Here is a 26,635-nt window from a genome sequence, read left to right on the forward strand (position 1 = left end):
CTTACCGGGAACCCGGACGCCAGCCTGCGCCCGCCCCCGTAAAGCGCGCGTGGTGTGCAGTCATGCGAAAGCAGGCGCGCGGACGGCGAGCTGGAACAACACGCCCCCTGACGCGCCGATGGCCGCGCCGACGACCACCTCCGACACCGCGTGCCGCCCCAGCACGACACGCGACCACGCGACCACCGCCGCCGCCAGCACCAGGCCGGTACACGCCATCGGATGCGGCCACACCAGCCCCGCGGCAAACACCGCAAATGCCACGTGCAACGAGCTCTTGAGGCGGCCCCGCAACAGGTGCGCGATCAAGCAGATGAGACCCGCCACGGCGATCGCCGCGGCAATGCCGCGATGCGCCCCCGCGATCACGAGCACCGCCGCCAGCCCCAGCAGCAACCACGACAGGAACCGGTTGAGCTGCGACCGCTCGTGCCCGCGCGAGGCATCGATGTGCGACCACCGCCCCGAGCGCGCCTGCCAGGCGCTGTAGAGCATCGCCACCGAGATCGCCGCCAGCGTGAATCCCAGCGCCTGCGACAACACGCCGGTGCCGCGGTCCCCCGCACCCGCGGCCACCGCCGCCGCGATCGCCATCACCGCCGCGGGGTGGATCAGGATCGATGCCAGACGGGCAACGCGCTGGTTGATCGGAGTCGATTTCGTCATGTGCCGAAGCCCTCCGGCTCAGAGATGCTGGAGCAGATTGACGAGCTTTCCGAACGGATCACGCACGTAGAAGCGACGTACACCCCACGGCTCGTCCACGGGTCCGTATTCGATGGCGATCCCCGCGCGCCGGACCCGCGCCAGCACCCCGGACAGGTCGTCGACCTCGATCGAGAGGTCAGGCACCGGCGTACCGGAGCCGCCCTGCGAGGCGATGCCGACCTGCACCGTCATCTTCTCCGTGGACCCCAAGCTGCGCAGCCAGCCGTGGTCCATCAGCAGGTCCAGTCCCAGCACATCGCGGTAGAAAGCGTCCGCGGCCGCGGGATCCGCCGTGGCGATGTTGGCGACGATACGACGTACTTTCATGTCACTGCCCCCGGAGCCTTTCCGTACATTCTGTCCCCTCGTCCTGGTGCGGGCATTTTGTAGGAGCGGCTTCAGCCGCGCTCGCGGATTCGGCGCAGGCGAACGACGCGCTCAAAGCTCCGCACGCATCCCGCTTCGGCGCATTCCCATCTGTCCACGTCGCAATCCGTCACGGCGCAGTCGCCTTCCGGCTATGAAATCCAGCCGCGCGCGATCGCCCTGCGGCCGAGCCAGGCCAGCGCGATGCCAACCGCCAGCACGATCACCTGCATCACCACTGCGCCGGGACCGGCAAGCGTGGCGCCGTCGACCAGCACGAACAGTCCGAAATCCTGTACCAGAATGCCCAGCAGTGACAGCAGGAATGCGGGATACGCCCACCGCCGGCGGACGAGCAGGCCAATGCAGCCCAGCGCGCCACCGAACACCGCCACCGCCGTCGCCGCCAGCGCCCACGCCGGCCGCGCCGCATAGAGCGCCTGCAGCTCCGGCGACATCGCCGCGACCTGCTCCGGCGCGAGCCGCAGGTCCGACACGAACGCGAAACAGCCGAGCAGGTTCCACACCAGCGCGCCGGCCGCTACCGCGGTGAACCATCGGGGCACCCTGTTCATCGGCTTCTCCTCCATTGCACAGACCGCAGGATGCACCTTTCAATGCTCGGGATGCGGCCCCGGGCCTTCCGGCTCCCGCAGCGGCGGAGGCGCGGTCGGGTCCACCGGGCGATCGGGAACGGGGTCGACCGGCCGATCGGGCACCGGATCCCTCGGCTGGTCGGGAACGGGGTCGCGTGCGGGGTGCGGGACCTGGCCGGGAACGTCGCGGGGGTCGTGGGCACCGGGGCGGGCAATGGGGGACATGAGGCGGTCCTCGCGATGGCTGGACCGTCACCGTATCGACGGCGGAATGGCAACGCCGTGAACCGCACGCCTCAGCAGCGTTCGTATTTCCAGTGACGTCCCTATTGGCAGCATGATTCGGGTTTGGCCCGACCGTACACCGCGGAAGGCCACGCGCCAGCGGCGTAGCATGGCCTCGCCCGACACTTCGCCCTTTTTGCCAGTACAGGAGCGCTCCATGAAGACCCCGACGCTTGCCGCCCTCGCCACCCTGTGCGCCACGGCGTTCGCTGCCGGCCCCGCCTCCGCCGAGCTCGCGCCCGGCGACCCGGCGCCGGACTTCAGCGCACCGGCCTACCTTGCCGGCGAGCCCTTCACCTTCGAGCTGGCCGACGCGCTGGCGAAGGGGCCGGTGGTGCTGTACTTCTTCCCCGCCGCGCACACGCCCGGATGCAACCTGGAGGCATCGCTGTTCTCGCAGGCGGTGGAGAAGTTCAAGGCGCACGGCGCGACGGTGATCGGTGTCACCGCCGGCAACGTCGACGAGCTGGCCGCGTTTTCCGAGGACACCCGCTACTGCGGCGGCAAGTTCGCCGTCGCCGCCGACCCGGGCGCGAAGATCGCCGCCGAGTACGACGCCGTGCTCGATCGCAAGCCGGAGTGGTCCAGCCGGGTGTCGTACGTGATTTCGCCCGACGGCGCCATCACCGCCGCGTATTCCGACCTCAACCCGAACCGCCATGTCCGGGAGATGCTCGCAGCGGTGGAGGCGCTGGAAAAGTAGGGATCGCCCGCTCCGATCCGCCTACAAGCCCGCGGTCCCGTGGCGCGCGTGGGCGCGGGCCAGGGTGGCCTTCAGCGCCTCACGGTCGGGGATGAAACGGCGCAGCTCCTCGTCGAGCGCGGCAACGCGCTGCTCGGCGGCGACCAGCCGCGCGTACAGCTGCTCGCGATCGGCCGCGAACGTCGCGTCGTCCAGGTCCATGTACTCGGTGGCGAGCTGGCGCAGGTTCGCCACCGCGCTCTTGGCCTTGCCCTTGCGGCTCGCCAGCGAGGCGATCACGGTTACCAGCAGGATCGCGCCGATCACGTAGAGCGACGTGGCCGTGGTGATCTCGATCACGTTGACCGGCGCGCCGTCGTTGATGAAAGGCAGGTTGTTCTCGTGCAGCGCATGCAGGATGAGCTTGGCACCGATGAAGGCCAGGATCACCGCCAGCCCGTAGGACAGGTACACCAGCCGCTCGAGCAGGTGGTCGATCAGGAAGTACAGCTGGCGCAGGCCCAGCAGCGAGAACGCCGTCGCGGTGACCACCACGAACGGATCCTCGGTAAGGCCGAAGATGGCGGGGATAGAATCCAGCGCGAACAGCACGTCCGTGCCGCCGATCACGATCATCACCAGCATCAGCGGCGTCATCACCCGGCGGCCAGCCTCCCGGGTGAACAGCTTCTGGCCGTCGTAGTGGCCGCTGGTGGGAAACCAGCGCACCGCCAGCCGCATCACGATGTTCTCGTGGTGCTCGCCCGAGCGTGGCTTGAGCAGGTTGCCCGCGGTCATCAGCAGCAACAGGCCGAACAGGTAGAACACCCACGAGAACCGCTCGATCAGTGCCGCGCCCAGGAAGATCAACCCGCCACGGGCGATCAGCGAAAATACGATGCCGAACAGCAACACCTTTTGCTGGTACGGCCGCGGCACCCGGAAACTCGACAGGATCACCAGGAACACGAACACGTTGTCGACCGACAGCGCCTTCTCGGTGATGTAGCCGGCGAAGTACTCCGTGCCCATCCCCTCCCGGCCCCACACCACCACCGCGATGCCGAACAGCAGCGCCACGGCGATGTACAGCGCGGACCAGACCGCCGCCTCGCGCAGGCCCGGCACGTGTGCCTTGCGGACGTGGAAGATGTAGTCGAACAGCAGCAGCCCGACCACCAGCGCGATCATCAGCGCCCAGACCGTGGGCGGGACGTGCGCGGACGCGAGCTCAGGCGCCGCGGGCATGCGGGGACACGGACATCGGCCTGGCGGCCGGCGGGGCCACGCGCATCGGGGTGCCTCCTGGGAACGTGGGCCCGACGTTACTGCGGCGCGCGTTAGTTCATTGCATCCGTAGCGGCCCGCCCCGAGCCGTCGCCCGGCGCCGCCCTGCCGCGACCTTCATCGTCCGTGGGTTACACCGGCGCCACGCCCCCAACCGGAGCCCGCATGAACTCCCACGACGAACCCGCCACCGTCCCCGCGCTCGACCTGCCGCGCTATCTCGGCACCTGGTACGAGATCGCCCGCCTGCCGATGCGCCACGAACCGACGGACTACACCGACATCACCGCCACCTACTCGCTGCAGGACGACGGCAAGGTCCGCGTCGCCAACCGCGCCCGCAACGGCAGGGGCGAGCCGGAGGAGTCGATCGGCGAGGCGACGCCCGTTCCCGGCAGCAACAACAGCAAGCTCGAGGTGAGCTTCCTGCCCGACGGGCTGCGCTGGATCCCGTTCACCAAGGGCGACTACTGGGTGCTGCGGGTGGACCCCGACTACCGCGTGGCCCTGGTCGGCGGCCCCGACCGCAAGTACCTGTGGCTGCTGGCGCGTGAGCCGCGCATCGACGACGCCACCCGTCGCGACTACCTCGACACCGCGCGTGCGCAGGGCTTCGACCTGGCCGACCTGATCGACACTCCGCAAAGCGGCGCCTCGACCGCCTGATGCCTCGGCCGGCGCGGACGCCCGGCCGCGCCGGCATCCGGTGCGGCCGCAGCCACGCGCGGTGGTTGCAGCCCGCGTGATGGGGCCTGGACATGCCGTAACGACGAAACAGCGATGCCGGATTTTTCGAACTGGTCACCGTGGCTCAACGTCGCCGTCTTCATCGCCACGGCGGTGGCGGTGTGGTGGGCCGGCGCACGCCTGACCCGCTACGCCGATGCGATCTCCGAGCTCACCGGGATGGGCGAGGCGATGGTCGGCATGCTCGTGCTGGGCGGGGTGACGTCGCTGCCGGAGATCGCGGTGTCGGTCACCGCGGGGCTGGACGACAACGCCGACCTGGCGGTCAGCAACCTGCTCGGCGGCGTGGCGCTGCAGGTGGTGATCATCGCCGTCGGCGATGCGCTGCTGCGCGGCCGGGCGATCACCTCGCAGGTACCCAGCCCCACCGTGCTGCTGCAGGGCATCTTCTCGTGCGTGATGCTGATCGCGGTCGCCATGGGGGTCGTCGCCGGCGACGCCGCACTGTTCGGTGTCGGTGCATGGACCACCGGCATGCTGGTCGGCGGGCTCGGCATGTTCTGGCTGATCGCCCGCTACAAGCGCCGGGAAACCTGGAAGGCGATCCCGCAACCGGCCTCCCGGCCGGCCGAGTCGCAAGGCAAGCCGGACACCCTGCGCCGCGCGGTGCTGCTGACCGCGGCGATGGGCGGGATCATCATGTGCGGCGGCTGGCTGCTGGCGAGCACCGGCGACGCGCTGGCCACGCAGACCGGGCTGGGCGAGAGCTTCGTCGGCATGACGCTGGTCGGCACCGCCACCTCGCTGCCGGAAATCAGCACCGTGGTCATGGCGGTGCGGATCCGCCGCTACACCATGGCCTTCGCGGACATCTTCAGCACCAACATCATCGATCTGATGCTGGTCTTCCTGATCGACGCGGTCGCGCCGGGCCAGCCGGTGCTCGACACCCAAGGCAACTTCGCCGCGTTCGGCGCCCTGCTCGGCGTGGTGGTGACGCTGATCTACCTGGCCGGACTGGTCGAACGGCGAGACCGCACCTGGCTGCGGCTGGGGCCGGACAGCTGGCTGGTGCTGGCCGCGTACGTCGGCGGCGTGGTGGTGCTGTATTTCCTGAAGTGAGCGTCGTGCAGTTCCGGCACAGACCCTCGCCCACGGCATCTAGCGCGCGGCCGCCCTGCGCTCGCTGTAGCGGTCCACCAGGTAGTCGGCGCGTCCGCGCACCATCAGGGTGAACTTGACCAGCTCCTCCATCACGTCCACCACGCGGTCGTAGTACGGCGATGGCTTCATCCGACCGTCGTCATCGAACTCCTGCCACGCCTTCGGCACCGACGACTGGTTGGGGATGGCCACCATCCGCATCCAGCGCCCAAGCACCCGCAACGTATTGACCGTGTTGAACGACTGCGAGCCGCCGCAGACCTGCATCACGGCCAACGTCCGCCCCTGGGTCGGACGGACGCCGCCCTCTTCCAGTGGCAGCCAGTCGATCTGGTTCTTGAACACGCCGGTCACCGTGCCGTGGCGCTCGGGCGACACCCATACATGCGCTTCGGACCACCGGGACCAGTCGCGCAACCGCTGCACCGCCGGGTGGCCTGCACCCACGCTGTCGAGCATCGGCAGGTCGTGCGGGTCGAACACCCGGGTTTCGGCCCCCAGGTGGCGCAGCACCCGCTCGGCCTCGAGCGCGAGCTTGCGGCTGTAGGACTGCGGCCGCAGCGACCCGTACAGCAGCAAGACGCGGGGCGGATGGCGGTCATCGCCGGCCGCGCGCAGTTCGTCGGCGCGGGGCGGTGGCAACAAGTGGGTGTCGAAGAGCGGACTGGACGCAGGGTGCATCCGGAGGTCCAGAGCGGCGGATTGTTGTTCGTTGTTCATTCGAATATTCTAGAACAATGGAAACGAAAGCCGCCATCCACGCGCTCACCGCTCTCGGCCACGCCACGCGCCTGGCCGCGTTCCGCCTGCTGGTGGAGGCGGGGCCCGCGGGGCGTACCCCCGGTGAGATCGCCGAGGCCCTGTCGGTGCCCGGGGCCACGCTGTCATTCCACCTCAAGGAGCTGGTGACCGCCGGCCTCGCCGAAAGCGAGAGCCGCGGCCGCAACGTCTGCTACCGCGCCAACTTCGCTGCGATGGACGCACTGATCGGTTACCTGACCCACAACTGCTGCGCGGGCTCGCCGGCCATGGGCTGCGCCCCGGCGGCGAATGGCCGCCGCCCCTGCTGACCCGTCCCTTCCGCCCTCTTGACGAGCATCGAGCCGATGAAACCCCGCGTCCTCTTCCTCTGCACCGGCAACTCCGCCCGCAGCGTGCTCGCCGAAGCCACGCTGCGTGCCTGGGCCGGCGACCGCTTCGAGGTGCACAGCGCCGGTAGCCACCCGTCCGGGGCGGTCCATCCGGTCGCGGTCGCGCAACTGGCCGCCGAAGGCATCGCCACCGCCGGGGTGCGCAGCAAGTCGTGGGACGAGTTCGCAGGCCCAGGTGCGCAGCCGCTGGACCTGGTGGTAACTGTGTGCGACGCCGCCGCGGCGGAAACCTGCCCGGTGATGTTCGGCGACTTCATTCGGACCCACTGGGGCCTGTTCGACCCGGCGGCGGTGACGGGCAGCGAGGACGGGAGGCGCGTCGCCTTCGCCGAAGCGCACCGCATCATCAAGGCGCGGCTGCTGGCTTTCCTGGCGATTCCGGCCGACACCTGGACCGACCGCGAGGCGCTGAAGCAGGCACTCGACCGTATCGGCTCCGTGCAGCCCGAGCCAGAATCCACTGGAGGCGCCGCCGGTGTCTGACGCGGTCCCTGCCACCTCCGCCGACACCCCGCGGATCGGTTTCTTCGAGCGCTACCTCACCCTGTGGGTGACGCTTTGCATCGTGGTCGGCACCGGCCTGGGCTACCTGCTGCCCGACACCTTCGCGCGGCTGGGCGCGATGGAAGTCGCCAAGGTCAACCTGCCGGTCGCCGCACTGATCTGGCTGATGATCATCCCCATGCTGCTGAAGGTCGACTTCGGCGCGCTCGGGCAGGTCGGGCGGCACTGGCGCGGCATCGGCGTGACGCTCTTCATCAACTGGGCGGTCAAACCGTTCTCGATGGCACTGCTGGGCTGGTTCTTCCTGCGCCACGTGTTCGCGCCGTGGCTGCCGGCGGGGCAGATCGACTCCTACATCGCCGGGCTGATCCTGTTGGCAGCCGCGCCCTGCACGGCGATGGTGTTCGTGTGGAGCCACCTGTGCCGCGGCGATGCCAACTTCACCCTGAGCCAGGTCGCCCTCAACGACGCGATCATGGTGGTCGCGTTCGCGCCGCTGGTCGCGCTGCTGCTGGGGCTGTCGTCGATCACCGTGCCGTGGGCGACCCTGGTGCTGTCGGTAGGCCTGTACATCCTGGTGCCGGTGGCGGTCGCGCTGGTGCTGCGGCGCTGGCTGCTGGGCCGCGGCGGCCCCGCGCTGCTGGAATCCTGGCTGGCGCGGCTTGCGCCGTTTTCGCTCGGCGCTTTGCTGCTGACACTGGTGCTGCTGTTCGGCTTCCAGGGCCGGCAGATCATCGGACAGCCGCTGGTCATCGCCATTCTCGCCGTACCGATCCTGATACAGGTCTACTTCAATTCCGGTCTGGCCTACCTGCTCAACCGCCGCCTTGGCGTGGCCCACTGCGTCGCCGGCCCATCGGCACTGATCGGCGCCAGCAACTTCTTCGAACTGGCCGTGGCCACCGCGGTGAGCGTGTTCGGCGTGCACTCCGGCGCCGCACTGGCCACGGTGGTCGGCGTATTGATCGAAGTGCCGGTGATGCTGTCGGTGGTGCGCATCGTCAACCGCTCGCAGCGCTGGTACGAGGGCGACCGTACCCGCACCACGACGGAACGGGAGGCCCGCGCATGACGGATATCCACGCCACGCGCGTCACGTCCGCACTGGCCGCCCTGCTCGCCGACGCCGGCCTGCCGACCGGGGACCTGCACGACCACCCCGCCCTGCGGCTGTTCGTCGCCACCATCGGCGGCGAGCCGGCCGGCTGCGTCGCACTGGAGGTGTACGGCGACACCGCCCTGTTGCGCTCGCTGGCGGTGCACCCGTCGCACCGCGGCACCGGTCTCGGGGTCGAGTTGCTGCAGTTCGCGGAGCAGCAGGCCCGGGCGGACGGTATCGAAACGCTCCACCTGCTGACCACCACCGCGACGCGGTTCTTCGAGCGCCACGGCTATCGACGTGTGGAACGCGACGAGGCGCCGCCGGCCATCGCCGCCACTTCGCAGTTCAGCCGGCTCTGCCCCGCCGCTTCGGACTTCATGCGCAAGAACCTGGGGCATGCGCGAGTATCGCTTTCCGAGCGCGTGCAGAGCCCGCCCGGGCGTTGAACCCTCTTGCGGGGTGCGGACGCTTATCCCCGCACCGCCTCGATGATCCGGCCCATCAGCCGGTGCAGGTCGTCGCGGTGGCCAGTGCGTGCCGACGCCTGGCTGTCGTCGGAAGTCATCGCCACCGTCAGTTTCAGCGACGGCACCACGTAGAGCATCTGCCCGCCGTAGCCCCAGGCGTAGGCCACCGGCTCGCCTGCGAAATCGCGCAGGAACCAGCCGTAGCCGTAGCCATCGCCGGTGTAGCGGGAACGGGTGCGCGGCTGCCACGAGGCTTCGATCCACCCGGGTGACAGCAACCGCTCGCCGTCCGCGCTCACCCCGCCGTTGCGGTACAGCTCGCCGAACGCCAGCAGCGAGCGCGTGCTCATCGCCATGTTGTTGCCGCCGAAATGGATGCCCTGCGGGTCGCGCTCCCAGGCGGTGATCGCGAAGCCGTCCTGCGGCCCGAGCCATTCGCGCGCCAGTGACAGCGTCGAACGGCCGCTGGCACGGGTCAGGATCGCAGATAGCAGATGGGTGGAGCCGGTGGAGTACAGCATCGCCCCACCCGGCTCGTTCACGAACGGCCGTGCCAGCGCCGCGCGCACCCAGTTGTCGCTGCCCACCCAGCGTCCGTAGTACGGCCCCGAAGTGCGCTCCAGCCCGGCCTGCATCGACAGCAGGTGGCCGACTGTCACCCGCGCCAGCCGCGGGTCCGGGTCCGGCGGCAACTGGTCGCGCAGAATCGGCGCGATCGGCTGGTCCACGCCCTCCAGCACGCCCTTGTCGATCGCGATGCCGACCAGCGCCGACACCACGGTTTTGGATGCCGACTTGATGTTGGTCGACGTGTCCGGCGTCGCACCACGGTAGCCGCGCGCGGCGATGGTTTCGCCGTCGAGGGCGACCGCGACAGCCTTCAGCGGCTGGATCGACTCGGCCTGATCGAGCAGTTCGGCAACCGCCGGTCCCGGATCCGTGCGGACTGCCGTCACCGCCACGGGGCGGTCTTCAGCCTGTGTACCGCCGGCGCTGCCGGCAGCTGACGGCGCGGGCATCTGCCCGCAGGCTGGTGCAGCCAGGCACGCGAGCAGCAGAACGAGGGTTCGTGTAAGTGGCATGCCGCAATGATTGCAGCCAGCGGGTCGTGGGCGCGTGCCCATGCGGGCATGGCACGCGAGTGACGCGGTCTGCACTCGCCGCGCCTGGCTGCCGACAGTCGTCGCGATCTCACATCGACGGAGTGCTGTCTTCCAGCAGGCGCATCGCCTCGTCCGCACGCCGCTGCGACTCCTCCACATCCGGCGCGGTTGCATTGACGGCCTTGTGCTGAGCGCGAACCACGGGCGCCACCACATCCAACTGGCGGGGGCGCTGGAAAAGCGCGGCATCGCCCTGCTTCAACTGGCAGTTGCGGCTAATGGTCTCCAGCTCGTCGCCAGTCCGGGCGGTGGCGTCCTGCAGGTGCACCACCACGGCCAACGTGTCACCCAGCGGTTACAGCCGATGGCAGATGCCGTCGATGGTCTGCTGGGTGCGATGGCCTTGCCCGTCCACCAGGGCCAGCAGGTGGTGGCGATCCACCCATGCAACCGAGCGCACCCCCGGCACCTGACGTGCCGCCGCGCGCGCGGCCTCCCGGTTGATCGGGCGACGGGCGTCGGCGACCTTCATCGACCTCAACAGGTCCGCGTCGGCGGCGTCGAAGTGCGCCTTCGCGGCGTCCTCGTCCCCCAACGCGCTCGCGTTCGGCATGGCGACCATCCGGCTCGCGGTGGTCACAGGGTCGAGCGGCTGCCCGGCTTGCGCCGGCGGAGTGACGGAACCCCCAGGTTGGACAAAATTTGTCCAACTCCGGAGCAAAAAGCCGCGATGACAGCCCTTTTTGCTCCGACCGCCGGGCAAAACGCTCCGCCGGTGGAGCAGAACGCCCGGATGGCGGAGCAGAAAGGTCGGCGGTCCGGGCCTTGCGCTCCACCGGGCAAGAAAAAAGCCCCGTTGCCGGGGCTTTTCTCTGTGGGCGCGGGGTTATCAGCTGCGCGTACGGGCGAATTACTCCGCCGGTGCGGGTTCGCGGGCCGGGGCCGAGCGGGCGAAGCGCTGCGACAGCGCCGCGCTCAGCGCCTCCACCCCCCGGTTGCGGCCGGTGACCTTGAGCAGGGCGTAGCCCTCCAGCGCGGTGCTCATCGCGTCGCTGCCCAGCGCCATCTCCGAATCGGACACCCGCTCGGCCAGCCGCTGCAGGCGCGCCAACACCGGGCGCAACGCGTCGACCGCGCGCAGGTCGGCCTGCGCCTCCTCCAGCCGCAGCGCGGCAGGGACGATGTCGGGGTTTTGCTCCAGCACCATCAGCAGGATACGTCAGGGCATTGCGTGGAGTGAGACGGGCGCGGGCTAAACTCGCCACGTCTGCGCCAAGACAAGGAGAAAACATGACAAGGATGTGGATTGTGCTGGGCGACGCTACGTCGAGCGGCGGCCAGGTGATCAGCGGCTCACCCTTCACCGATATCGACGGCAAGCCCGTCGCCCGGGTCAACGACAAGGCGACGTGCCCGAAGCACAAGGGGACGTTTCCGATCGTCGATGGCGACCCGACCACCGTCATCGATGGCGAGGCGGTGGCCCTGCATGGCAGTTCGCTGGCCTGCGGTTGCATGGTGCTGGCGGTGAAGCAGATGCGGGTTTTCGTGGATGCGGGGGGTGGCGCCGGTGGCGCCAGATCGGTTTCGGGTTCGGCAGCAGAAGGCGCCGCAGCCGGGACCGGTGCACTCGCGGCCGCAGCCGCGGCTCTCGCTCCGACTGCGGCGGCGGCTGCAGGCGACGAGGCGGTCTTTGACGAGCAGATCCGGTTCGTGGGCCCAACTGGTGTGGCGCTATCGAACATCGGCTATGTGCTGCATCTGGAAGATGGGAGCAGTGTCGACGGGGTAACCGATGACGACGGCCGGACCGGGCGCGTAACGACCCCTGCGCCGCTCGGCATTGCCCGGGCAGAGTTGCAGGCCCCGGCGCAAGCGGCCGGTTGCTGCAGCGCTACGGGGCTTCCGTCGCAGTCGGTACAGGTCACCTTGGGCGGTGTCGCGACCAACGGCAACCAGGTAGGGACGTCGGTCCATCAGGCCGGTGTCAACAAGGCTGAGGACCGGAGCCTGACCAGCGGAGAGATCGTGATGGCCCGCCAGGTTTTTGGTGAAGCGATCGACTATCGATCAGTCAGGCTCCACAACCACGGGTATTGGGCGTTCTTCGGCTTTCAGCGGGACGACACGGCGACTGCACCGAACGGGGAGATCTACTTGCCCGAAGACCTGTTCAAACCGGACTTCTCTCTACTCGGACCAACCGAGCAACGGTTGTTGATACATGAACTCACGCATGTCTGGCAGTACCAGCTCGGCTATCCGATCAAGCGGATCCGGGTTTTCCGTCCCTCCATGAGTTACTCCTACACGCTGGGCATGGGGCGAAAGTTCAGCGACTACAACATGGAAGCCCAAGGCAACATCATTGCCGACTACTACACGTTGAAGGTGCACGGCGACAGACGTGCCCTTTACGAAACGCAGTACATGTTCAGTACCTTCGACGTGCTGCCGATGTACGAGCACACCTTGTCGGAGTTCCTCGGCAATCCACACGACACAGGCAACCTTCCGCAGGTGACCGAATGAAGCGCACTACAACGCTCCTGACGGGGCTGATGTTGCCCATCGCGGGTGGATGCACCCAGCCGGCCGATCTGTACCAGCGCGCCACCGTCGCCATGGTCGACGAACAGATATGCGTATCCGTCGCGAGCGACAGCGGTACCCGGCCGCACACAACGAGGCTTGCGGGCCTGACGCTGAGCCGGCTTTCGGGTGACCGGGCGGAAGCGGTCTGGGAACTCGACTTCACCGGTGCATCCGAACCTTTCGTTCTCGCCCCCGGGGAATGTTTGCGCCCCGGCGCGCCACATGGCGAAGGCGTGATTGAGGTGCTTCGGGAAACGCCCGTCCCGGGAGCGCACTACGCACTTTCCGTCATGGGAGCCGAGCCCGAGGATGAGCCGCGTGGCGACGGCTGGGCCACTCGGCTCTACCGGGAAAACTTCTGTTTGAAGCAGCACGTTTCGGGTGCGATATCGATTGTGCCGGTGCCTTGGGGCGTGGGTCGTCCGCAATGGGACGCGTGCGCCGAGTGATTCTCTGTGTCTTCCACAATCTCTGATTCCAGAGGGCGCGGCCGATGGCGTGCCGCTTCGCTGACTCTTGGCGCGCTGTCGGTTCTCGTTCCTGCCGTGTTCTTCGTCTGGGCGCGTACCGAGTTCCTGCATCCGGATCCGTCCCGGGGCGCCGAGTTCTGCGGGATGCCGCTGCTCGGCGCGATACTTCTCTCCTTCATGGTGTGCTTCGTGTTGTCGCTGCTCTCGGTGATCGTCGGGGCCGTGGGCTACCTGCAATTGATGGCGCCGCATCCGCTGTCGCGACGGCTGGAAGTGGTCGCCGTCGGGTCGCCCGCTCTGGTGATGCTCGGCATCGGGCTCGCTTCCGCGATCCTGGAATAAGCACTCGCGTCACGCTGCCGGCGTTTACATGTCGCTCTTGCTCATGTGGAGAACGACACGGTCCAGGTGCTCAGCGCCCCGCGTCCGCCGGCGCCGCAAAGGTCCCCACCACCTTCGCCTTGCCCAGCACGTGGCCCTTCATCGCTTCAAGCAGGGTGTCGCGGTCGGCGCCAGGGTCGACGTCGAGCGTGGCGTCGAGGGCGAACAGCTGGAAGTGGTAGTGGTGGGTGCCGGTGCCCGGCGGCGGCTTGGGCCCGAAGTAGCCGGTGGAGCCGCGGCTGTTGCTGCCCTGTCGCAGGTCCTCGGGCTCGGTCAGGCGCGGCAGCGTGTGCAGGCCTTCCGGCAGCGCGGTGAGGTTGGCGGGAATGTTCCATGCGACCCAGTGCACGAACGGCTTGGGCTTGGCGACGTCGGGGTCTTCCATGATCAGTGCGTACGAGCGCGCGCCCTCGACCGCCTGCCACGCCAGCGGCGGGGAGATGCCCTCGCCGTAGTCGCTGTGGCGGCGGGGAATGGGCTGGTTGTCGCCGAACGCATCCGACCGCAGCTCGAGGGCGGCCCCGGTGCTGGCCTCGGCTTCCGGACGATCGAACGCCAAGGGTACGCCGTGGCCCTTGCTGGCCTGCTGCTGCATCGGCCCGGCCGGCGGGGTTTTCGGCGCGGCCGCGCTGGCCGCACCCTGCCCGCCTGCGTAGGCGATGCGGTAGATCGCGCCATTGCTGTCATCGCTGACCAGCAGGGCGCCGTCGGGCATCACCGTCAGGCCGACGGGCCGGGCGATGTGATGCTCGCCGTCGTCGAGCAGGAAGCCGGTCGCGAACGGCTCGATCGCCTGTGGCCGGCCGTCGTCGAAACGGATGCGCACCACCTCGTAGCCCGACGCGGGCTTGCGGTTCCAAGAACCACGCATGGCGACGAAGGCGTCGCCGCGGTACTCGGCCGGGAACGCCGCGCCCTGGTAGAAGGCCATCTGCATCGGCGCGGCATGGGCGTCGTAGCCGAGCACCATCGGCTCGCTCATGTCGCGCCACCGCTCGTGGGTGATGCCGCCGGGCGGGCTGGTCTGCGGGTGCAGGTCGCCCTTGGCGAACACGTGCGGCCAGCCGTACTGCTTGCCCATCGCGATCCGGTTGAGCTCTTCGGCGTGCCGGTCGTCGCCGAGGCTGTCGATGTTGTGGTCCATGCCCCACAGCTCGCCGGTTTCGGGCTGCCAGCCGAAGCCGATGGTGTTGCGCAGGCCCTTGGCGAAGATGCTGCGCGAGGAACCGTCGGGCTCGAACCGCAGCAGGCTCGCGTGCTCGGGGTTGCTCTCGTTACAGGCGTTGCAGGTCGAGCCGATGCTGACGTAGAGCTTGCCGTTGGGGCCGAACGCGAGGGTGCGGTTGGGGTGCTGGCCGCCGTCGGGCAGGTCGTCGACCAGTAGTTCCGCCTCGCCAAGCGTGCCGTCGGGCCTGATCGGCGCGCGCAGGATCTCCTTCACCGTGGCGACGTAGAGATGGCCGTCGTGCACCGTCAGCCCGTGCGCGGCCGGCCGGTGCAGCACCTGCACCGGCTCGCCGTCGGCGCGGCCGTCCTTGTCGGCGTCGCGCAGCAGCAGCACGTCGCCCTGTTCGCGACGCGACACGTAGACGTGCCCGGCGGGGTCGACCGCGAGGATGCGCGGATTCTTCAGGCCGGTGGCGAAGGGTGCGATCGCAAAGCCGTCCGGCAGCTCGACGGAAGCCAGCCGTTCGGGCGTGGCCTCGAGCGGGGCCGGCTGGAAGACGGTGTTGCGGGCGGCGGTATTGGTGCCGTCGTTCTGCTGAGCAAGGGCGGGCGCGGCGTACGCGGCAAGGCACGCGAGGGCACCGGCAAGCGCGGTGCGACGGGGGATACGGGCCATGGCGCAACCTTCGGGCGGGTGGCCGAGCGTGCCGGGCGCGGCGTGGACATGGTGCGAACACGCTTACACCCGATCGCGGCCGGCCCTACTCCCGCACGAGCACTGCACGCTCGCAATCCTTGCGGCTAACCCCGCAGCGTCTGCAGGTGGACGCTGGTCTCGCTGTTGCTGATGCCGGGAATGCCGCGGATGCGCTCAAGCACCTTCGACAGTTCGGCGAGGTCGGCCACGCGCAGTTCGGCGACGAGGTCCCAGCGGCCGTTGGTGTCGTGCAGCTCGGCGACGCCGGGCTCGCCCAGCAGCGCGCGGATCACCGAGTGCTGGTTGCCCTTCACCGCGAGGCTGGTCCAGGCGCGGATCTCGTCGGGCGCGGCGTCGGGACGCAGGCGCACGGTATAGCCGGTGATGACGCCGTCGCGCTCCAGCCGCGCCATGCGGTTGGTGACGGTGCCGCGCGAGACGCCGAGCGCCTGCGCGAGGCTGGCGACCGGGGCGCGCGCATCGTGGCGGAGCGCGGCGATCAGGCGGTGGTCGAGGTCATCCATCCGTTCAATCCGTCAGTTGGCGCTGCCACTTTGCCAGCTTTCTGGCGGATCCGCCGCACTCCTGCCGTTTCGCGCTGACGCGCAGGTCCGGACAATGGTCGTGTCCCCGGCGCCCGCTGGCGCCGACGCATCGAAAGGAGCCTGCATGACCACCCTGCTGACCACCCACGACGTCGCCAGGATCGTCGCCACCCACGGCCTGCCGCAGATGTTCTCGCGCCTGGTGGACTACCTCGAGGCCGACTTCGCCCGCTGGAACGACTTCGACAAGACCGCCCGCACCGCCGCGCACTCCGACGTCGGCGTGATCGAGCTGATGCCGGTCGCCGACGACAAGGAGTACGCCTTCAAGTTCGTCAACGGCCACCCGACCAACTACCGGCACGGCCTCTCTACGGTAATGGCGTTCGGCGCCCTGGCCGACGTCGAGACCGGCATGCCGACCGTGCTCAGCGAGCTGACCATGACCACCGCGATCCGCACCGCGGCGACCTCGATCATGGCCGCGAAGAAGCTCGCGCGTAAGGACGCCAGGGTGATGGCGCTGATCGGCAACGGCGCGCAGAGCGAGTTCCAGGCGCTGGCCTTCCACCAGATGCTCGGCATCGAGGAAGTGCGGCTGTACGACGTCGACGCCGCCGCCACCGACAAGCTCGCCGCCAACCTCGCCGAGGCCGCGCCGAAGCTGCGCGTGGTCCGCGCCGCCGACACCCGCGAGGCCGTGCGCGGCGCCGACATCGTCACCACCGTCACCGCCGACAAGAAGAACGCGACCATCCTCAGCGCCGACATGGTCGAGCCGGGCATGCACATCAACGCCGTCGGCGGCGACTGCCCGGGCAAGACCGAGCTGGACCCGGCGATCCTGACCACGGCCAACACGAAGACCTACGTCGAGTTCGAGCCGCAGAGCCGGATCGAGGGCGAGCTGCAGCACATGGCGGAGGACTTCCGGGTCACCGAGTTCTGGCGCGTGGTCGCCGGCGAGGCCGAGGGCCGCACCGCCGCCGACGAAGTGACGATCTTCGACTCGGTCGGCTTCGCGCTGGAGGACTACTCGGCGCTGCGGCTGGTGCGCGACCTGGCCAGCGAGCTCAAGCTCGGCAGCCGGACCGACCTCGTGCCGGTGATGGCCGACCCGAAGGACCTGTTCGGGCACCTGATGGGCACGAAGGCGCGCCAGCAGGCGGCGTAAGCGCTGTCAGTCGATGCGATGCAGACGCCCGCCGCGGGAACGCGGCGGGCGTCTGGTTTGTGGAGATCCGATCGCGGCTGAAGCCGCTCCTGCACCAGCCCGGGGTTCCGGTTTGAACGGCCCATGGGCAGCGGGGGCGTCGCGGCCGTTGCATTGCCGCGTGGCAGGTTGGCCTACGCCGTCGCCAGCAACGCCGCGTCTTTGTCCGCGGCGCGCTGGAACGCGGGACGCGCCTTGGCGCGTTCGATGTAGCGCTCGATCACCGCGCTCTTCGGTACCAGGCCGAACTGCGTGGTCCAGTTGAGTGCGGTGCCCCAGAGCACGTCGGCGGCGCTGAAACGCTCGCCCAGCACCCACGGCCCCTTGGCGAGCTGGCCTTCCAGCGCGGCCAGCATGCTGTCGAAGTCGCGGTACGGCGACACCATCGGCTCGGCCCCTTCGCGCTTGAGCGAACGGTCGACCACGGCAGGCTCGAAGCACGAGGCGTAATAGACCATCCAGCGCAGGTACTCGCCGCGCGCCGGATCGCCGATGGCCGGGGCCAGCCCCGCCTCGGGGAAGCGGTCGGCCAGGTGCAGGTAGATCGCCACCTGCTCGGTCACCACGGTGTCGCCGTCCACCAGCGTCGGCAGCTTGCCGAGCGGATTGAGCGCGAGGAATTCAGGGCGGCGCTGCTCGCCGGCCTGCAGGTTCACCAGCTCGATTCGGTAGTCGACGCCGAGCTCTTCGAGCATCACCCGCACGCCGGCGGATCGCGACTGCGGGTTGTGGTACAGGGTCAGTGCGGGTGCTTCGGCCATGGTGGTGCTCCTTGTGGTGGATGAACGTCGATGGCGGCAGTCTGCCGGCCAATGCGGACACCTTCCGCCCTCATTGGCCTGCGCCCCCGCGCGTGTCGTTGTCAGGTGCGTCGCTGCCGCGCCAGCGTGATCACCGCGACCCCGGCGAGGATGATCGCCATGCCCGCCAGGTCGTACGGCCCGACGGTCTCGCCGACCAGCAGCACGCCGAACAGCACGGCCACCGGCGGGTTGACGTAGGCGTAGCTGGTCGCGACCGCCGGCCGCGCGTGCTTGAGCACGTACAGGTAGGCGCTGAAGGCGAGGATGGAGCCGAATACCGCCAGATAGACCAGCGCCGCGGTGGCGCGCCAGGTCGGGTCCGCCGGCAGCCGTTCGCCGGTGCCGAAGCCGACCGCCAGCAGCGCGACGCTGGCGCACAGCATCTGCGCGGCGGTGTTCATCGGCCCCGACGGCATGTCCTGGCGCCGGCTCCAGACCGACCCGAACGCCCAGCACATCGCCGCGGTCAACAGCGCGATGGCACCGAGCCGCTCGCCCGACAGGCCGCTGCCGAGGTTGAGCACCACCACGCCGGCAAAGCCCACCAGCAGGCCGACCGTCTCCCGGCGGGTCGGCCATTGGCCGTACATGCCCGAAAAGGCGGCGGCGAACAGCGGCATGCTCGACACCGCCACCGCGGCGATGCCCGAGCTCACCCGCTCCTCGGCAAAGCACACCAGGCCGTTGCCGAACCCCAGCAGCAGCACGCCGGTGATGGCGGCGTTGCGCCATTGCCGGCGGCTCGGCGCGGCATGCCCGCGCCAGCGCAGGAAGGCGTACATCGCCACACCGGCACCGAGGAACCTCACGCCGGCCAGCAGGAACGGCGGGTAGCTCTTCAGCGCGTACAGGATGCCGAGGTACGTGGAGCCCCAGACGACGTAGAGCGTGAGCAGGGCGAGCGGAATCAATACCCGCGGCTCCAGCGAGTGGCCGGCGGAGGGCGACGCGACAGTCGCCGCGGCGGCGGGGGTGCAGCCATCGGACATGGGGAGGGCCTTGGGCAGGGGGCGCCATTATCCGGCGGCGCTGCGATCGCGACGAGTGCCGATCGTGGCGCACTGTGTCCCGGACGCTGCCCGGTCCGCCGCGATCGCCCGGCCTCTGTGGAACCGCCGCTCAGCGCGCCATGCAGTCCCGGTAGCGCGCGTCCACCCGGGTCGCGAACCACGCCGTCGTCAGCTCGCGGGTGATCTTCGGGCTCTCCAGGGTGATGCCGGGGATCATCGCCCGCGGCAGCGGCTTGCCGGCGCGCGTCTCGGCCAGTTCGAACACGCGGGCGAACAGGGCCGTGTCGTTGAAGTCGAGGCGGTCGCCGCGCTCCAGCGCGTCGCGGATGGCGCGGTCGTCCAGGCCGATGCGATTGCCGAGCGACCGCACCGCCTGCTCGGTTTCGCCGGGCCGGTCCAGCGGCGCACCGGGCCGCAGCAGGTCGCCATCCAGTGCGAGCGTGCGCCCGGTCGCCAGCGCCACCGCGTTCTGGAACGCGGCGTTGCGGCTCGCGTACCAGCCGGCATTGAAGTCGGCGAAGCGATGCACCTTGCGCGTGTACGGCGTGGTGTAGCCCAGCAGGTGGGCGATGCCGAAATGCAGGCCACCGCGGCGGGTGAACACCTCGTCGCGGATGCTGCCGTCGACGTCGTACGGATAGCCGCCGGCATGCGACTCGGCGAACGGGATCGACACCTGCATCGGCCCGCCCGTCTGCACCGGGTTGTAACCGTCGAACAGCCGGTCGCCCAGTGGCACGCGGCCGGTCAGGTCCTCGTAGATGTCACTCAACTCGCGCTCGGTGCGCACCCCGCGCAGGCGCTCGGCGTAGCTGCGGCCATCGGTGGAACGCAGCTTCAGCGCCGCATCCACCACGAAGCCGGGCACATGCATCGAAGCGGCCCGCCGTTCGATCTCGCCGCGCGCGATCGCCGGCAGGTTGGCCACCGGCGGGTCGGCCTTGTAGCCGGATTCCTGCTCGATCACCGCGAGCGTCGCGCAGATGTTCTCCGGCATCGGGTCGATCCCCTGTGCGGCGAACGCGGCCTGGATGTCCGCGGCCCAGCCGGCCCGGTCCTCGACGTCGACGGGCATCCGGCGGACGATCTCCGCCTGTACCGCATCGGGCGCCGGGCCCGCGGTCCGCGGCGCGGTCAAGCAACCGGCAAGCACGAACAGCATGCCCGCCAGGACGCCCGCGCGGAGGCCGGCACGCCCGGCCGGGACGCTTGCGGCTGTCACTTCGCTGCCCGTGTCCGCATGCCGCCGGACGACGGCGCCCAGGATCGACTCCAGCATCGGCATCAGTAGTGCCGTCCGTCTTTGTGATGGAATCCGCCGCCTTCGGGCAGGTGCATGTCGATGTCGGGGTAGTGGCAGACGCGCGTGGTCGGCTGGCCTACGGCGAGGAACACGCAATCGGCGTCGCTGTCGTTGCGCAGGCAGTGGCCGTTGCCGTCGCCCTTGGGGAACACCGCGACGTCGCCGGCCCGGAGCGGCGTCTCGCCCGAGTCGTCGACGAGCACCGCCTCGCCGGCGAGCATCACCACCAGTTCGTCCTCGTCTTCGTGCCAGTGCCGTTGCGACGACCAGGCGCCCGGCTGCAGGGTCACGTGGCTGGCGCCGAAGTCGCTCAGTCCCGATGCGGGGGCGAGGCGCCGGTACCAGCGACCCGCCACCACGTGTGAATACGGCGCCGGATAGCCGGTGGCATTGGTCGCGGCGATGGCGCTGAGGTCGAGCTTGGGCATGGGCGATCCAGCCGGAAGGTGCCCCATAGTGCAGCAGGCCCGCGCGTCGCGACTCGATCGTTCGCCCCGGACCTCAGCGCGGCGGGCGCGAGGTCGCCACGAACGGCCACGCCGAGTAGGCGGTCGCCCGCCCGCGCAATCGGGGGTAATCATCCAGGGCCACCGGTCCGAACGCCTCCATGTGGTCCCACATCGCGACCAGGTGGAATCCAAGGTAGTTCGGCTCCTCTCCGAACACACGGGCATTTGCATTCAGCCACTGCAGCGCTTGCACCAGCGCGATCCGCATCTTGCCGAATCGCGCATGGGACGTGCCCAGCCCGCTGCGCTCGGCGAGGATCAGCTCGACCTCCAACGCCATGGCGCCGTTCATCACCGTACGCGCGTTGAGTACGTCGGGGTCACCGGTCAGCACGCCGAAGCGATCGTCGGGGTCGTGGCGACGGACGAGGTAGGCCGCGATGTGGTCGGACTCGAATACGGTGCGGTCGCCGTCCACCAGCGTCGGGACCTTCATCAGCGGGTTGGGTCCGTAGGGCACCGGGTCGCTCTCCACGACATTGCCGGCGTCGACCAGTCCGGCTTCCAGCCCGAGGCCGGCCATGAGGATCCGGACCTTGCGGGCGAAATGGGAACGAGGGGTGTAGATCAGCTGCATTGGGCCGGCTCCAGCGGCGGGTTCGGCGAGCTTACCCGCCGCCTGCCGGGTTGACAGGGCACGGATGGAGCGCGGCGTCCATCCGAGAGCATCGCCATCGAGTACGACGAGTTCCGCGACGAGCGGCTGCAGGCGTCCATCGCCGCAGCGGAAACGCAGGTCGACGCGCTGGTCGAGCGGCTGGCAGCAGGCACCGCACGTGCCCCCGTCCCTGCCGATCCGGCGGCCGCCACCGCGGCTTGACTCGCGACGGAGCTCCCGCAGGCGCGCCGACGGGAGAGCCCGGTCCGCCGGCGCTGGTTAGACTCCCCGCCCCGGAGCCTCGGCAGGCAATGCATCCATGACCATGCACCACGTCCCTCACCGCTGTCGCCGCCGCGGCACAACGCTCGCAGCGCTTCTCCTGGGGCTGCTGTGCGCCACGTCCGCCGGCGCCTCGTCTTCCACGCCGGTCGCGGACACCGGCGGCGTCGACGCCACGAACGCGGAAGAGTTCGCCCAGACCGTGCGCGCCGCCCGCTACGACGACATGGCCCGGCTCGAGTCGATGCAGGACATCGACTGGAACCGCGCCGACGCGTCCGGCCGCACGGTGCTGCACTTCGCCGGGCCACGCGCCCTGCAATGGCTGCTCACGCGGCCCGGCATCGACGCCAACCTGGGCGATCCGCTGGCGTACCACGCGGGCCGCCGCGACCTGACCGAAACCGGCGTGCTGCTCGCGGACCCGCGGGTGGACGTCACCCCCGCCGCGATCCTCGCCGCGATCAACCACAACAACGGCGCCGACCTCGAGTTACTGATGATGCTGCTCGACAGCGGCCGCTTCGATGCGCGCCAGCCGGTGCCCGGGCTGCTGCGCCAGCGCGGCGTGCCGCTGCAGTTCGGCGTCGTCCAGAGGTTCTGCGGCTGGTCCGAGTGGCCCGAGGCGGAAGGCCGCGCCCGCATCCGCCGGTTCCTGCGCTCGCCGCACATCGATCTCGCCCTGCGGCATCCCGGCGAGGAGCCGCTGGAGGACTGGGCCGGGTTCTTCTGCTCACGCCACGCCCCGTGGGTCATCGACGAAGTGCGCCGCGCTGGCCGCCGCGGAGTGACCCCTACTCAGAACACCGACAGCCCGGTCATCTGGGCGAAACGATGCAGCGCGTACTTGCCCAGCGCCGAGTTGCCTTTGTCGTCCAGCCCCGGGTACCAGACGCACAGGCTCATTACGTGCGGGACCACGGCGACGATGCCGCCGCCGACGCCGCTCTTGGCCGGCAGGCCGACGTAGAACGCGAAGTCGCCGGCGGCGTCGTAGGTGCCGGCGGTCATCATCAGCGAGTTGATCCGGGTCGCCAGTTGCCAGTCGACCACGCGCTGGCCGGAAATGCCGCAGAAGCCACCGCGGGCGAGGTATTGCACGCTGCGCGCGAGGTCCACGCAGTTCATGCGCAGCGAGCACTGCATGAAGTAGAAGTCGAGCACGGCGTCGACGTCGTTGACAATGTTGCCGTAGCTGCGGATGAAGTTGGCGGTGGCGATGTTGCGGTAGCCGCTTTCACGCTCGGACTTCGCGACCACGTCATCCGCGCCCACGTCGACGGCGCCGGACCGCGCCCGCATGAACTCCACCAGCGCCTGCTCGGGCTTTTCGTAGTTCGACAGGATCACGTCGGCCACCACCAGCGCGCCGGCGTTCATGAACGGGTTGCGCGGGATGCCCTTCTCGTACTCCAGCTGGATCAGCGAGTTGAACGGGTCGCCGGAGGGTTCGCGGTCCACCCGCTCCCACAGCGCGTCACCGACGGCATCGAGCGCCATTGTCAGGGTGTGGACCTTGGAGATGCTCTGGATCGAGAACGCCTCGCGCGACTCGCCGACCTCGTGCACCTCGTTGTCACGGGTGACCAGCGCCATGCCGAAGCGGTCCCGCGGCACGTTGGCGAGCGCGTCGATGTAGTCGGCGACCTCGCCTTCGCCGAAGCGCGCGCGGACTTCCTGGTCGATCGTGCCGAGGATGTCGGGCAGGTCGAGCGCGCCGATGTCGAACTGGATCTGGATGGGCTCGCGCGGTTCGCGCCGGTCGCGTTGCTGCATGAGGGGTTCCTGGTCGGCGGCCCCCCACTCTACGAAGGTGCCGGCGCCGGCGTAACCCTCCGTCGCGCGGCGTCACCGCAGGTGCGCGACCAGCTCGCCCTTCGCACAGGCGATCCATTGCCGCTCCGGCTCGTCCACCCGGCAGCCGCCGGTGAACGCGGAGAACGCCGGCAACACCATCTGCGCCGGCTCCAGCAGGAACGCCGGAAAGCGCCCCGGCAGCCCCGGCAGCCCGACCACGGGATGCACGTGGCCGCACAGCACGTGGCCGTCGGCGATCGACGCGCCGTCCAGCGGATGGTGGCGGAACCGGAACGGGCCGTCGCGCACCTCGCCGGGCAGCAGCTCGACCTGCAGCGCGTCCGCCCGCAGCGCGCGGTCGTGGTTGCCGGCGACCACCGCGACCGGGAGCGCCGGGTGCGCGGCGAGCAAGTCCCGCCATGCCTGTTCGACGCCCGGATGACGCGCGCCGTGCAGGAAGTCGCCGAGGATCCACAGCTCGCGGGCGCGGGTGCGTTGCAGGAGACCGTCAAGCCGCGACAGGTCGTGCCGGGTACCGCCGCTGGGCACCGCGATGCCGGCTGCGCGCAGGATGTCGCCCTTGCCCAGGTGCAGGTCGGCGATCAGCAGCCGCCGCCGCGCCGGCCAGTACAGCGCGCGGTCGGCCAGCGCGTGCACTCGTTCGCCGGCAAGCACCAGCTCAAGCGCGTCCGGCATGGCGCTGCTCCAGTTGTTCCGCAGCGCGCGCGACGCGGGTGCGCCAGTCCTCGGTGCTGAGCTGGCCGCGGATCGCCTCGGCCCACAGCGGGAACGCCAGCGGCGTCAGGCTGCGCGGCCGGTGCAGGGCCAGTACGCGGTCGCGGCAACGTTGCAGTGCTTCGCGCAGCCGTCGCACCTCCAGTTGCGCGTCGAGCACCTCGCGCTCGGCCTGCGCCAGCAGCACGTGGCCGGGGTCGTGCTGGCGCAGCACGTCGAACAGCAGGCTGCTCGACGCCTGCAGCTGCCGCAGCGAACGCGCGGCCTTCCCCGGTAGTGACGGCGGCAACAGGCCGGCGACGCGGGCGATCTCGCGGAACTGCCGGCGTGCCAGTTCGGCCAGGTTGAGGCTCTGTCGCAGGTCGTCCATCAGCCCGTCGGGTGACAGCAGCCGCTGCAGCAGCGGCGGATCCGGCCAGGCCTGCGCTTGTGCGGTCAGCACTAGCCCGTAGTCGTTGACCGCCCAGCCGAAGGTGTTGGGCGCCTCGCGGCCCCAGCGCAGCGCCATCAGCGCGGCCAGTCCCTCGTGCACGGCGCGACCGGCGAACGGGAACACGAACGCGTGCCAGCCCTGCCGCGTCTTCACCGCCTCGACCAGCAGGGTGCGCGGCGTCGGCAGCCCGCTCAGGCGCTCCTGCAGGTCGAGCAGCGGCGACAGCGCGCGCATCTCGGGGCTGTCCGGCGGCGCGGCGAGGATCGCCTCGACCTCCTCCGCCAGTTCGCTCGACAGCGGCATGCGGCCGCCCTGCCAGCGCGGCACCCGGCCGTCGGCGCGTTTGGCGATGCGCACATAGGCGGTCATGTCGCGCAGCTGCACCAGCTCCAGCGTGCGGCCGGCGAACTGGAAGCGGTCGCGCGGCTTGAGCCGGCCAATGAAGGCCTCCTCGACCGCGCCGAGATAGCCGCCCTTGGCGAAACGCACCTGCACGCTGCCGTCGCTGGTGATGGTGCCGATCGACAGCCGGTGCCGGAACGCGATGCGGCGGTCGTGGACGCGGTAGCCGCCGTCGTCGTCGCGGACCACGCGGCGGTAGTCGGGGTAGTGCTCCAGCGCGCTGCCGCCGCGGACGATGAAGTCGAGCACCGCCTGCCACGCGGTGTCGGAGAGACCGGCGTAGGCGTGGGTGCCGCGCACCTCGGCCAGCAACCGGTCCGGCGTGAATCCACCACCGAGCGCGAGCGTCACGCAGTGCTGGGCCAGCACGTCCAGCGACAGCCGCGGCGGTGGCCGAGCCTCGATGCGGCCGTGCGACAGCGCGGTGCGCGCCGCGGCGTACTCGGCCAACTCAAGCGCGTGGGTCGGCACACAGACCACGTGGCCGGCCTCGCCCGGCCGGTGCCGCGCGCGGCCACCGCGCTGCAGCAGCCGCGCCATGCCCTTCGGGCTGCCGACCTGAAGCACCTGGTCGACCGCGGGGAAGTCGACGCCGAGGTCGAGGCTCGACGTGGCGACCACGCAGCGCACGCTGCCGTTGCGCAGGCCGGCTTCGGCGGCGGCACGCAGCGAGGCATCGAGCGAGCCGTGGTGCAGCGCCAGCGTGGCCGGGTCGTCCAGCCACACCGACTGCAGCGCGCGGTGCCACAGCTCGGCCTGCGAGCGGGTGTTGGTGAACAGCAGGCTCGAACGCGCCCGTTGCAGCACCGCCGCGACGCGTTGCAGCTGTGACAGGCCGAGATGACCGGCCCACGGAAAGCGCTCGCCTTCGCCGGGCAGCAGCGTTTCGACCGTCATCCGGCGCCGGCGTGGCGCAGCGACGATCGCCGCGCCGGGCGCGTGCGGCAGCAGCACGTCGCGCGCTTCTTCCAGATTGCCGAGCGTGGCCGACAGCCCCCACACCGGCGCGGCCGGGGCGATTGCGCGCAGGCGCGCCAGGCACAACTGCAACAGCACGCCGCGCTTGTTGCCGAGCAGCTCGTGCCACTCGTCGACCACCACCCCGCGCACGCCGCCCAGCAGCTGCGCGGCATCGGGGTACGACAGCATCAGCGCGAACGACTCCGGCGTGGTGACCAGCACGTCGGACAACCCCTTGCGCGCGAGGCGGCGGTCGCGCGCGCTGGCATCACCGGTGCGCATGGCGACCGTCCACGGCACGCCGAGCGCGGCGATCGGTTCCTGCATCGCGCGCGCGGTGTCGGCGGCCAGCGCGCGCAGCGGGGTGATCCACAGCAGGCGCAGCCGCGGCGGCGCGGCGACGCCACGGCGCGTCTTCGCCGCGGTGTCGCCGAGCTTCAGCGCCTGCAGCAGCGGCCCGCCGAGCGCGGCCAGGGTCTTGCCGCTGCCGGTCGGCGTGACCAGCAGGCCGGACTCGCCGGCGAGGTAACGCCGCCACGCCTCGCGCTGGAACGGCGCGGGCCGCCACCCGCGCGCGTCGAACCAGTCGAGCAGCGGCGCATCGGCGGTGCGGCGTCGCCGTCGCGGCGCGCC

At 70.0% G+C, this 26,635-nt stretch carries 30 protein-coding genes; 11 read left to right on the forward strand and 19 right to left on the reverse strand.

The window, feature by feature from the left end; translation table 11 throughout:
- Nucleotides 1–60: 60 nt before the first annotated feature.
- From U8331_RS09150 to U8331_RS09160, 3 genes are all read right to left on the reverse strand, one after another.
- A complete protein-coding gene (locus U8331_RS09150) occupies nt 61–666 on the reverse strand; it encodes a phosphatase PAP2 family protein (protein ID WP_481130740.1) in 606 nt (201 codons plus the stop codon).
- An 18-nt stretch (nt 667–684) separates the two neighbouring features.
- The gene (locus tag U8331_RS09155) at nt 685–1,035 is read right to left on the reverse strand and encodes a VOC family protein (RefSeq protein WP_481130741.1); all 351 of its coding nucleotides are present in this window, start codon (nt 1,033–1,035) and stop codon (nt 685–687) included.
- A 191-nt stretch (nt 1,036–1,226) separates the two neighbouring features.
- Nucleotides 1,227–1,649 (reverse strand): hypothetical protein, encoded by a 423-nt coding sequence (locus U8331_RS09160; protein WP_481130742.1) that lies wholly within the window; start codon nt 1,647–1,649, stop codon nt 1,227–1,229.
- A 463-nt stretch (nt 1,650–2,112) separates the two neighbouring features.
- Between U8331_RS09160 and U8331_RS09165 the strand changes: the two genes are divergently transcribed.
- A complete protein-coding gene (locus tag U8331_RS09165) occupies nt 2,113–2,658 on the forward strand; it encodes a peroxiredoxin (protein WP_481130743.1) in 546 nt (181 codons plus the stop codon).
- Between the two features lie 21 nt (nt 2,659–2,679).
- Here U8331_RS09165 and U8331_RS09170 read toward each other — a convergent pair whose 3' ends face one another.
- Complete coding sequence (locus tag U8331_RS09170) at nt 2,680–3,885, reverse strand: TerC family protein (protein ID WP_481130744.1); 1,206 nt, start codon at nt 3,883–3,885, stop codon at nt 2,680–2,682.
- 204 nt (nt 3,886–4,089) lie between these two features.
- Here U8331_RS09170 and U8331_RS09175 point away from each other — a divergent pair, with 204 nt between their 5' ends.
- Nucleotides 4,090–4,590 carry a lipocalin family protein gene (locus U8331_RS09175; RefSeq protein WP_481130745.1) on the forward strand — a complete coding sequence of 167 codons (501 nt, stop codon included), beginning with the start codon at nt 4,090–4,092 and terminating at the stop codon, nt 4,588–4,590.
- A 114-nt stretch (nt 4,591–4,704) separates the two neighbouring features.
- Nucleotides 4,705–5,733 (forward strand): sodium:calcium antiporter, encoded by a 1,029-nt coding sequence (locus U8331_RS09180; RefSeq protein ID WP_481130746.1) that lies wholly within the window; start codon nt 4,705–4,707, stop codon nt 5,731–5,733.
- Nucleotides 5,734–5,772: 39 nt separating this feature from the next.
- Here U8331_RS09180 and arsH read toward each other — a convergent pair whose 3' ends face one another.
- Nucleotides 5,773–6,495 carry an arsenical resistance protein ArsH gene (gene arsH / locus U8331_RS09185; protein WP_481130747.1) on the reverse strand — a complete coding sequence of 241 codons (723 nt, stop codon included), beginning with the start codon at nt 6,493–6,495 and terminating at the stop codon, nt 5,773–5,775.
- A gap of 17 nt (nt 6,496–6,512) precedes the next feature.
- On the opposite strand from arsH, the gene U8331_RS09190 reads away from it, so the two are divergent.
- Genes U8331_RS09190 through arsN2 form a run of 4 tightly spaced genes read left to right on the forward strand, consistent with a single transcriptional unit; the run spans nt 6,513 to nt 8,978 of the window.
- On the forward strand, nt 6,513–6,845 hold the full coding sequence (locus tag U8331_RS09190; protein WP_481130748.1) for an ArsR/SmtB family transcription factor: 333 nt from the start codon (nt 6,513–6,515) through the stop codon (nt 6,843–6,845).
- A gap of 36 nt (nt 6,846–6,881) precedes the next feature.
- On the forward strand, nt 6,882–7,409 hold the full coding sequence (locus U8331_RS09195) for an arsenate reductase ArsC (protein ID WP_481130749.1): 528 nt from the start codon (nt 6,882–6,884) through the stop codon (nt 7,407–7,409).
- A gap of 34 nt (nt 7,410–7,443) precedes the next feature.
- Nucleotides 7,444–8,502, forward strand: a complete 1,059-nt coding sequence (gene arsB, locus U8331_RS09200) for an ACR3 family arsenite efflux transporter (RefSeq protein WP_481132939.1) — start codon at nt 7,444–7,446, stop codon at nt 8,500–8,502.
- A complete protein-coding gene (gene arsN2, locus U8331_RS09205; protein WP_481132940.1) occupies nt 8,391–8,978 on the forward strand; it encodes an arsenic resistance N-acetyltransferase ArsN2 in 588 nt (195 codons plus the stop codon). Before arsB ends, arsN2 begins: the two co-directional genes overlap by 112 nt.
- A gap of 23 nt (nt 8,979–9,001) precedes the next feature.
- Here the strand turns inward: arsN2 and U8331_RS09210 are convergent, their stop codons facing one another.
- The 4 genes from U8331_RS09210 to U8331_RS09225 form a co-directional block, all read right to left on the reverse strand.
- Entirely contained in the window at nt 9,002–9,961 is a 960-nt protein-coding gene (locus tag U8331_RS09210) for a serine hydrolase domain-containing protein (protein WP_481130750.1), read from the reverse strand.
- A 229-nt stretch (nt 9,962–10,190) separates the two neighbouring features.
- Nucleotides 10,191–10,433 carry a hypothetical protein gene (locus U8331_RS09215; RefSeq protein ID WP_481130751.1) on the reverse strand — a complete coding sequence of 81 codons (243 nt, stop codon included), beginning with the start codon at nt 10,431–10,433 and terminating at the stop codon, nt 10,191–10,193.
- Between the two features lie 24 nt (nt 10,434–10,457).
- Entirely contained in the window at nt 10,458–10,715 is a 258-nt protein-coding gene (locus U8331_RS09220; protein WP_481130752.1) for a hypothetical protein, read from the reverse strand.
- Between the two features lie 297 nt (nt 10,716–11,012).
- Nucleotides 11,013–11,309, reverse strand: coding sequence for a hypothetical protein (locus tag U8331_RS09225; RefSeq protein WP_481130753.1), 297 nt, complete (start codon nt 11,307–11,309; stop codon nt 11,013–11,015).
- A gap of 101 nt (nt 11,310–11,410) precedes the next feature.
- Here U8331_RS09225 and U8331_RS09230 point away from each other — a divergent pair, with 101 nt between their 5' ends.
- The 3 genes from U8331_RS09230 (at nt 11,411) to U8331_RS09240 (ending at nt 13,509) form a co-directional block, all read left to right on the forward strand.
- The gene (locus U8331_RS09230) at nt 11,411–12,634 is read left to right on the forward strand and encodes a PAAR domain-containing protein (RefSeq protein WP_481130754.1); all 1,224 of its coding nucleotides are present in this window, start codon (nt 11,411–11,413) and stop codon (nt 12,632–12,634) included.
- Nucleotides 12,631–13,146 carry a hypothetical protein gene (locus U8331_RS09235; RefSeq protein ID WP_481130755.1) on the forward strand — a complete coding sequence of 172 codons (516 nt, stop codon included), beginning with the start codon at nt 12,631–12,633 and terminating at the stop codon, nt 13,144–13,146. Before U8331_RS09230 ends, U8331_RS09235 begins: the two co-directional genes overlap by 4 nt.
- A 96-nt stretch (nt 13,147–13,242) precedes the next feature.
- Nucleotides 13,243–13,509 (forward strand): hypothetical protein, encoded by a 267-nt coding sequence (locus U8331_RS09240; protein WP_481130756.1) that lies wholly within the window; start codon nt 13,243–13,245, stop codon nt 13,507–13,509.
- Nucleotides 13,510–13,579: 70 nt separating this feature from the next.
- Here the strand turns inward: U8331_RS09240 and U8331_RS09245 are convergent, their stop codons facing one another.
- Together U8331_RS09245 and U8331_RS09250 are read right to left on the reverse strand one after the other, a co-directional pair.
- The gene (locus U8331_RS09245; RefSeq protein ID WP_481130757.1) at nt 13,580–15,391 is read right to left on the reverse strand and encodes a YbhB/YbcL family Raf kinase inhibitor-like protein; all 1,812 of its coding nucleotides are present in this window, start codon (nt 15,389–15,391) and stop codon (nt 13,580–13,582) included.
- Nucleotides 15,392–15,516: 125 nt separating this feature from the next.
- Complete coding sequence (locus U8331_RS09250; RefSeq protein ID WP_481130758.1) at nt 15,517–15,936, reverse strand: Lrp/AsnC family transcriptional regulator; 420 nt, start codon at nt 15,934–15,936, stop codon at nt 15,517–15,519.
- A gap of 145 nt (nt 15,937–16,081) precedes the next feature.
- Between U8331_RS09250 and U8331_RS09255 the strand changes: the two genes are divergently transcribed.
- Complete coding sequence (locus U8331_RS09255; RefSeq protein ID WP_481130759.1) at nt 16,082–17,131, forward strand: ornithine cyclodeaminase; 1,050 nt, start codon at nt 16,082–16,084, stop codon at nt 17,129–17,131.
- Between the two features lie 173 nt (nt 17,132–17,304).
- Here U8331_RS09255 and U8331_RS09260 read toward each other — a convergent pair whose 3' ends face one another.
- The 8 genes from U8331_RS09260 to U8331_RS09295 all read right to left on the reverse strand — a co-directional run bounded on the left by U8331_RS09260 (nt 17,305) and on the right by U8331_RS09295 (nt 26,596).
- Complete coding sequence (locus U8331_RS09260; protein WP_481130760.1) at nt 17,305–17,931, reverse strand: glutathione S-transferase family protein; 627 nt, start codon at nt 17,929–17,931, stop codon at nt 17,305–17,307.
- A 101-nt stretch (nt 17,932–18,032) separates the two neighbouring features.
- Nucleotides 18,033–18,962: a drug/metabolite exporter YedA gene (gene yedA, locus U8331_RS09265; protein WP_481130761.1), complete on the reverse strand. Its 930-nt coding sequence runs from the start codon at nt 18,960–18,962 to the stop codon at nt 18,033–18,035.
- Nucleotides 18,963–19,092: 130 nt separating this feature from the next.
- Nucleotides 19,093–20,145 (reverse strand): DUF1615 domain-containing protein, encoded by a 1,053-nt coding sequence (locus U8331_RS09270; protein WP_481130762.1) that lies wholly within the window; start codon nt 20,143–20,145, stop codon nt 19,093–19,095.
- A 122-nt stretch (nt 20,146–20,267) separates the two neighbouring features.
- Nucleotides 20,268–20,714 carry a cupin domain-containing protein gene (locus U8331_RS09275; protein WP_481130763.1) on the reverse strand — a complete coding sequence of 149 codons (447 nt, stop codon included), beginning with the start codon at nt 20,712–20,714 and terminating at the stop codon, nt 20,268–20,270.
- A gap of 73 nt (nt 20,715–20,787) precedes the next feature.
- A complete protein-coding gene (locus tag U8331_RS09280) occupies nt 20,788–21,372 on the reverse strand; it encodes a glutathione S-transferase family protein (protein ID WP_481130764.1) in 585 nt (194 codons plus the stop codon).
- 1,101 nt (nt 21,373–22,473) lie between these two features.
- Entirely contained in the window at nt 22,474–23,451 is a 978-nt protein-coding gene (locus U8331_RS09285; RefSeq protein ID WP_481130765.1) for a glutaminase, read from the reverse strand.
- Nucleotides 23,452–23,523: 72 nt separating this feature from the next.
- A complete protein-coding gene (gene pdeM / locus U8331_RS09290) occupies nt 23,524–24,168 on the reverse strand; it encodes a ligase-associated DNA damage response endonuclease PdeM (RefSeq protein WP_481130766.1) in 645 nt (214 codons plus the stop codon).
- Entirely contained in the window at nt 24,152–26,596 is a 2,445-nt protein-coding gene (locus tag U8331_RS09295; protein ID WP_481132941.1) for a ligase-associated DNA damage response DEXH box helicase, read from the reverse strand. Before U8331_RS09295 ends, pdeM begins: the two co-directional genes overlap by 17 nt.
- Between the last annotated feature and the right edge of the window lie 39 nt (nt 26,597–26,635).

Source organism: Lysobacter sp. CC-YZS074 (assembly GCF_056739745.1).

Coding starts and splice junctions, on each gene's coding strand:
- U8331_RS09150 (WP_481130740.1), bottom strand. CDS start 666: ATGACGAAATCGACTCCGATCAACCAGCGCGTTGCCCGTCTGGCATCG.
- U8331_RS09155 (WP_481130741.1), bottom strand. CDS start 1,035: ATGAAAGTACGTCGTATCGTCGCCAACATCGCCACGGCGGATCCCGCG.
- U8331_RS09160 (WP_481130742.1), bottom strand. CDS start 1,649: ATGAACAGGGTGCCCCGATGGTTCACCGCGGTAGCGGCCGGCGCGCTG.
- U8331_RS09165 (WP_481130743.1), top strand. CDS start 2,113: ATGAAGACCCCGACGCTTGCCGCCCTCGCCACCCTGTGCGCCACGGCG.
- U8331_RS09170 (WP_481130744.1), bottom strand. CDS start 3,885: ATGCCCGCGGCGCCTGAGCTCGCGTCCGCGCACGTCCCGCCCACGGTC.
- U8331_RS09175 (WP_481130745.1), top strand. CDS start 4,090: ATGAACTCCCACGACGAACCCGCCACCGTCCCCGCGCTCGACCTGCCG.
- U8331_RS09180 (WP_481130746.1), top strand. CDS start 4,705: ATGCCGGATTTTTCGAACTGGTCACCGTGGCTCAACGTCGCCGTCTTC.
- arsH (WP_481130747.1), bottom strand. CDS start 6,495: ATGAACAACGAACAACAATCCGCCGCTCTGGACCTCCGGATGCACCCT.
- U8331_RS09190 (WP_481130748.1), top strand. CDS start 6,513: ATGGAAACGAAAGCCGCCATCCACGCGCTCACCGCTCTCGGCCACGCC.
- U8331_RS09195 (WP_481130749.1), top strand. CDS start 6,882: ATGAAACCCCGCGTCCTCTTCCTCTGCACCGGCAACTCCGCCCGCAGC.
- U8331_RS09220 (WP_481130752.1), bottom strand. CDS start 10,715: ATGCCGAACGCGAGCGCGTTGGGGGACGAGGACGCCGCGAAGGCGCAC.
- U8331_RS09225 (WP_481130753.1), bottom strand. CDS start 11,309: ATGGTGCTGGAGCAAAACCCCGACATCGTCCCTGCCGCGCTGCGGCTG.
- U8331_RS09235 (WP_481130755.1), top strand. CDS start 12,631: ATGAAGCGCACTACAACGCTCCTGACGGGGCTGATGTTGCCCATCGCG.
- U8331_RS09245 (WP_481130757.1), bottom strand. CDS start 15,391: ATGGCCCGTATCCCCCGTCGCACCGCGCTTGCCGGTGCCCTCGCGTGC.
- U8331_RS09250 (WP_481130758.1), bottom strand. CDS start 15,936: ATGGATGACCTCGACCACCGCCTGATCGCCGCGCTCCGCCACGATGCG.
- U8331_RS09255 (WP_481130759.1), top strand. CDS start 16,082: ATGACCACCCTGCTGACCACCCACGACGTCGCCAGGATCGTCGCCACC.
- U8331_RS09260 (WP_481130760.1), bottom strand. CDS start 17,931: ATGGCCGAAGCACCCGCACTGACCCTGTACCACAACCCGCAGTCGCGA.
- yedA (WP_481130761.1), bottom strand. CDS start 18,962: ATGTCCGATGGCTGCACCCCCGCCGCCGCGGCGACTGTCGCGTCGCCC.
- U8331_RS09270 (WP_481130762.1), bottom strand. CDS start 20,145: ATGCTGTTCGTGCTTGCCGGTTGCTTGACCGCGCCGCGGACCGCGGGC.
- U8331_RS09275 (WP_481130763.1), bottom strand. CDS start 20,714: ATGCCCAAGCTCGACCTCAGCGCCATCGCCGCGACCAATGCCACCGGC.
- U8331_RS09280 (WP_481130764.1), bottom strand. CDS start 21,372: ATGCAGCTGATCTACACCCCTCGTTCCCATTTCGCCCGCAAGGTCCGG.
- U8331_RS09285 (WP_481130765.1), bottom strand. CDS start 23,451: ATGCAGCAACGCGACCGGCGCGAACCGCGCGAGCCCATCCAGATCCAG.
- pdeM (WP_481130766.1), bottom strand. CDS start 24,168: ATGCCGGACGCGCTTGAGCTGGTGCTTGCCGGCGAACGAGTGCACGCG.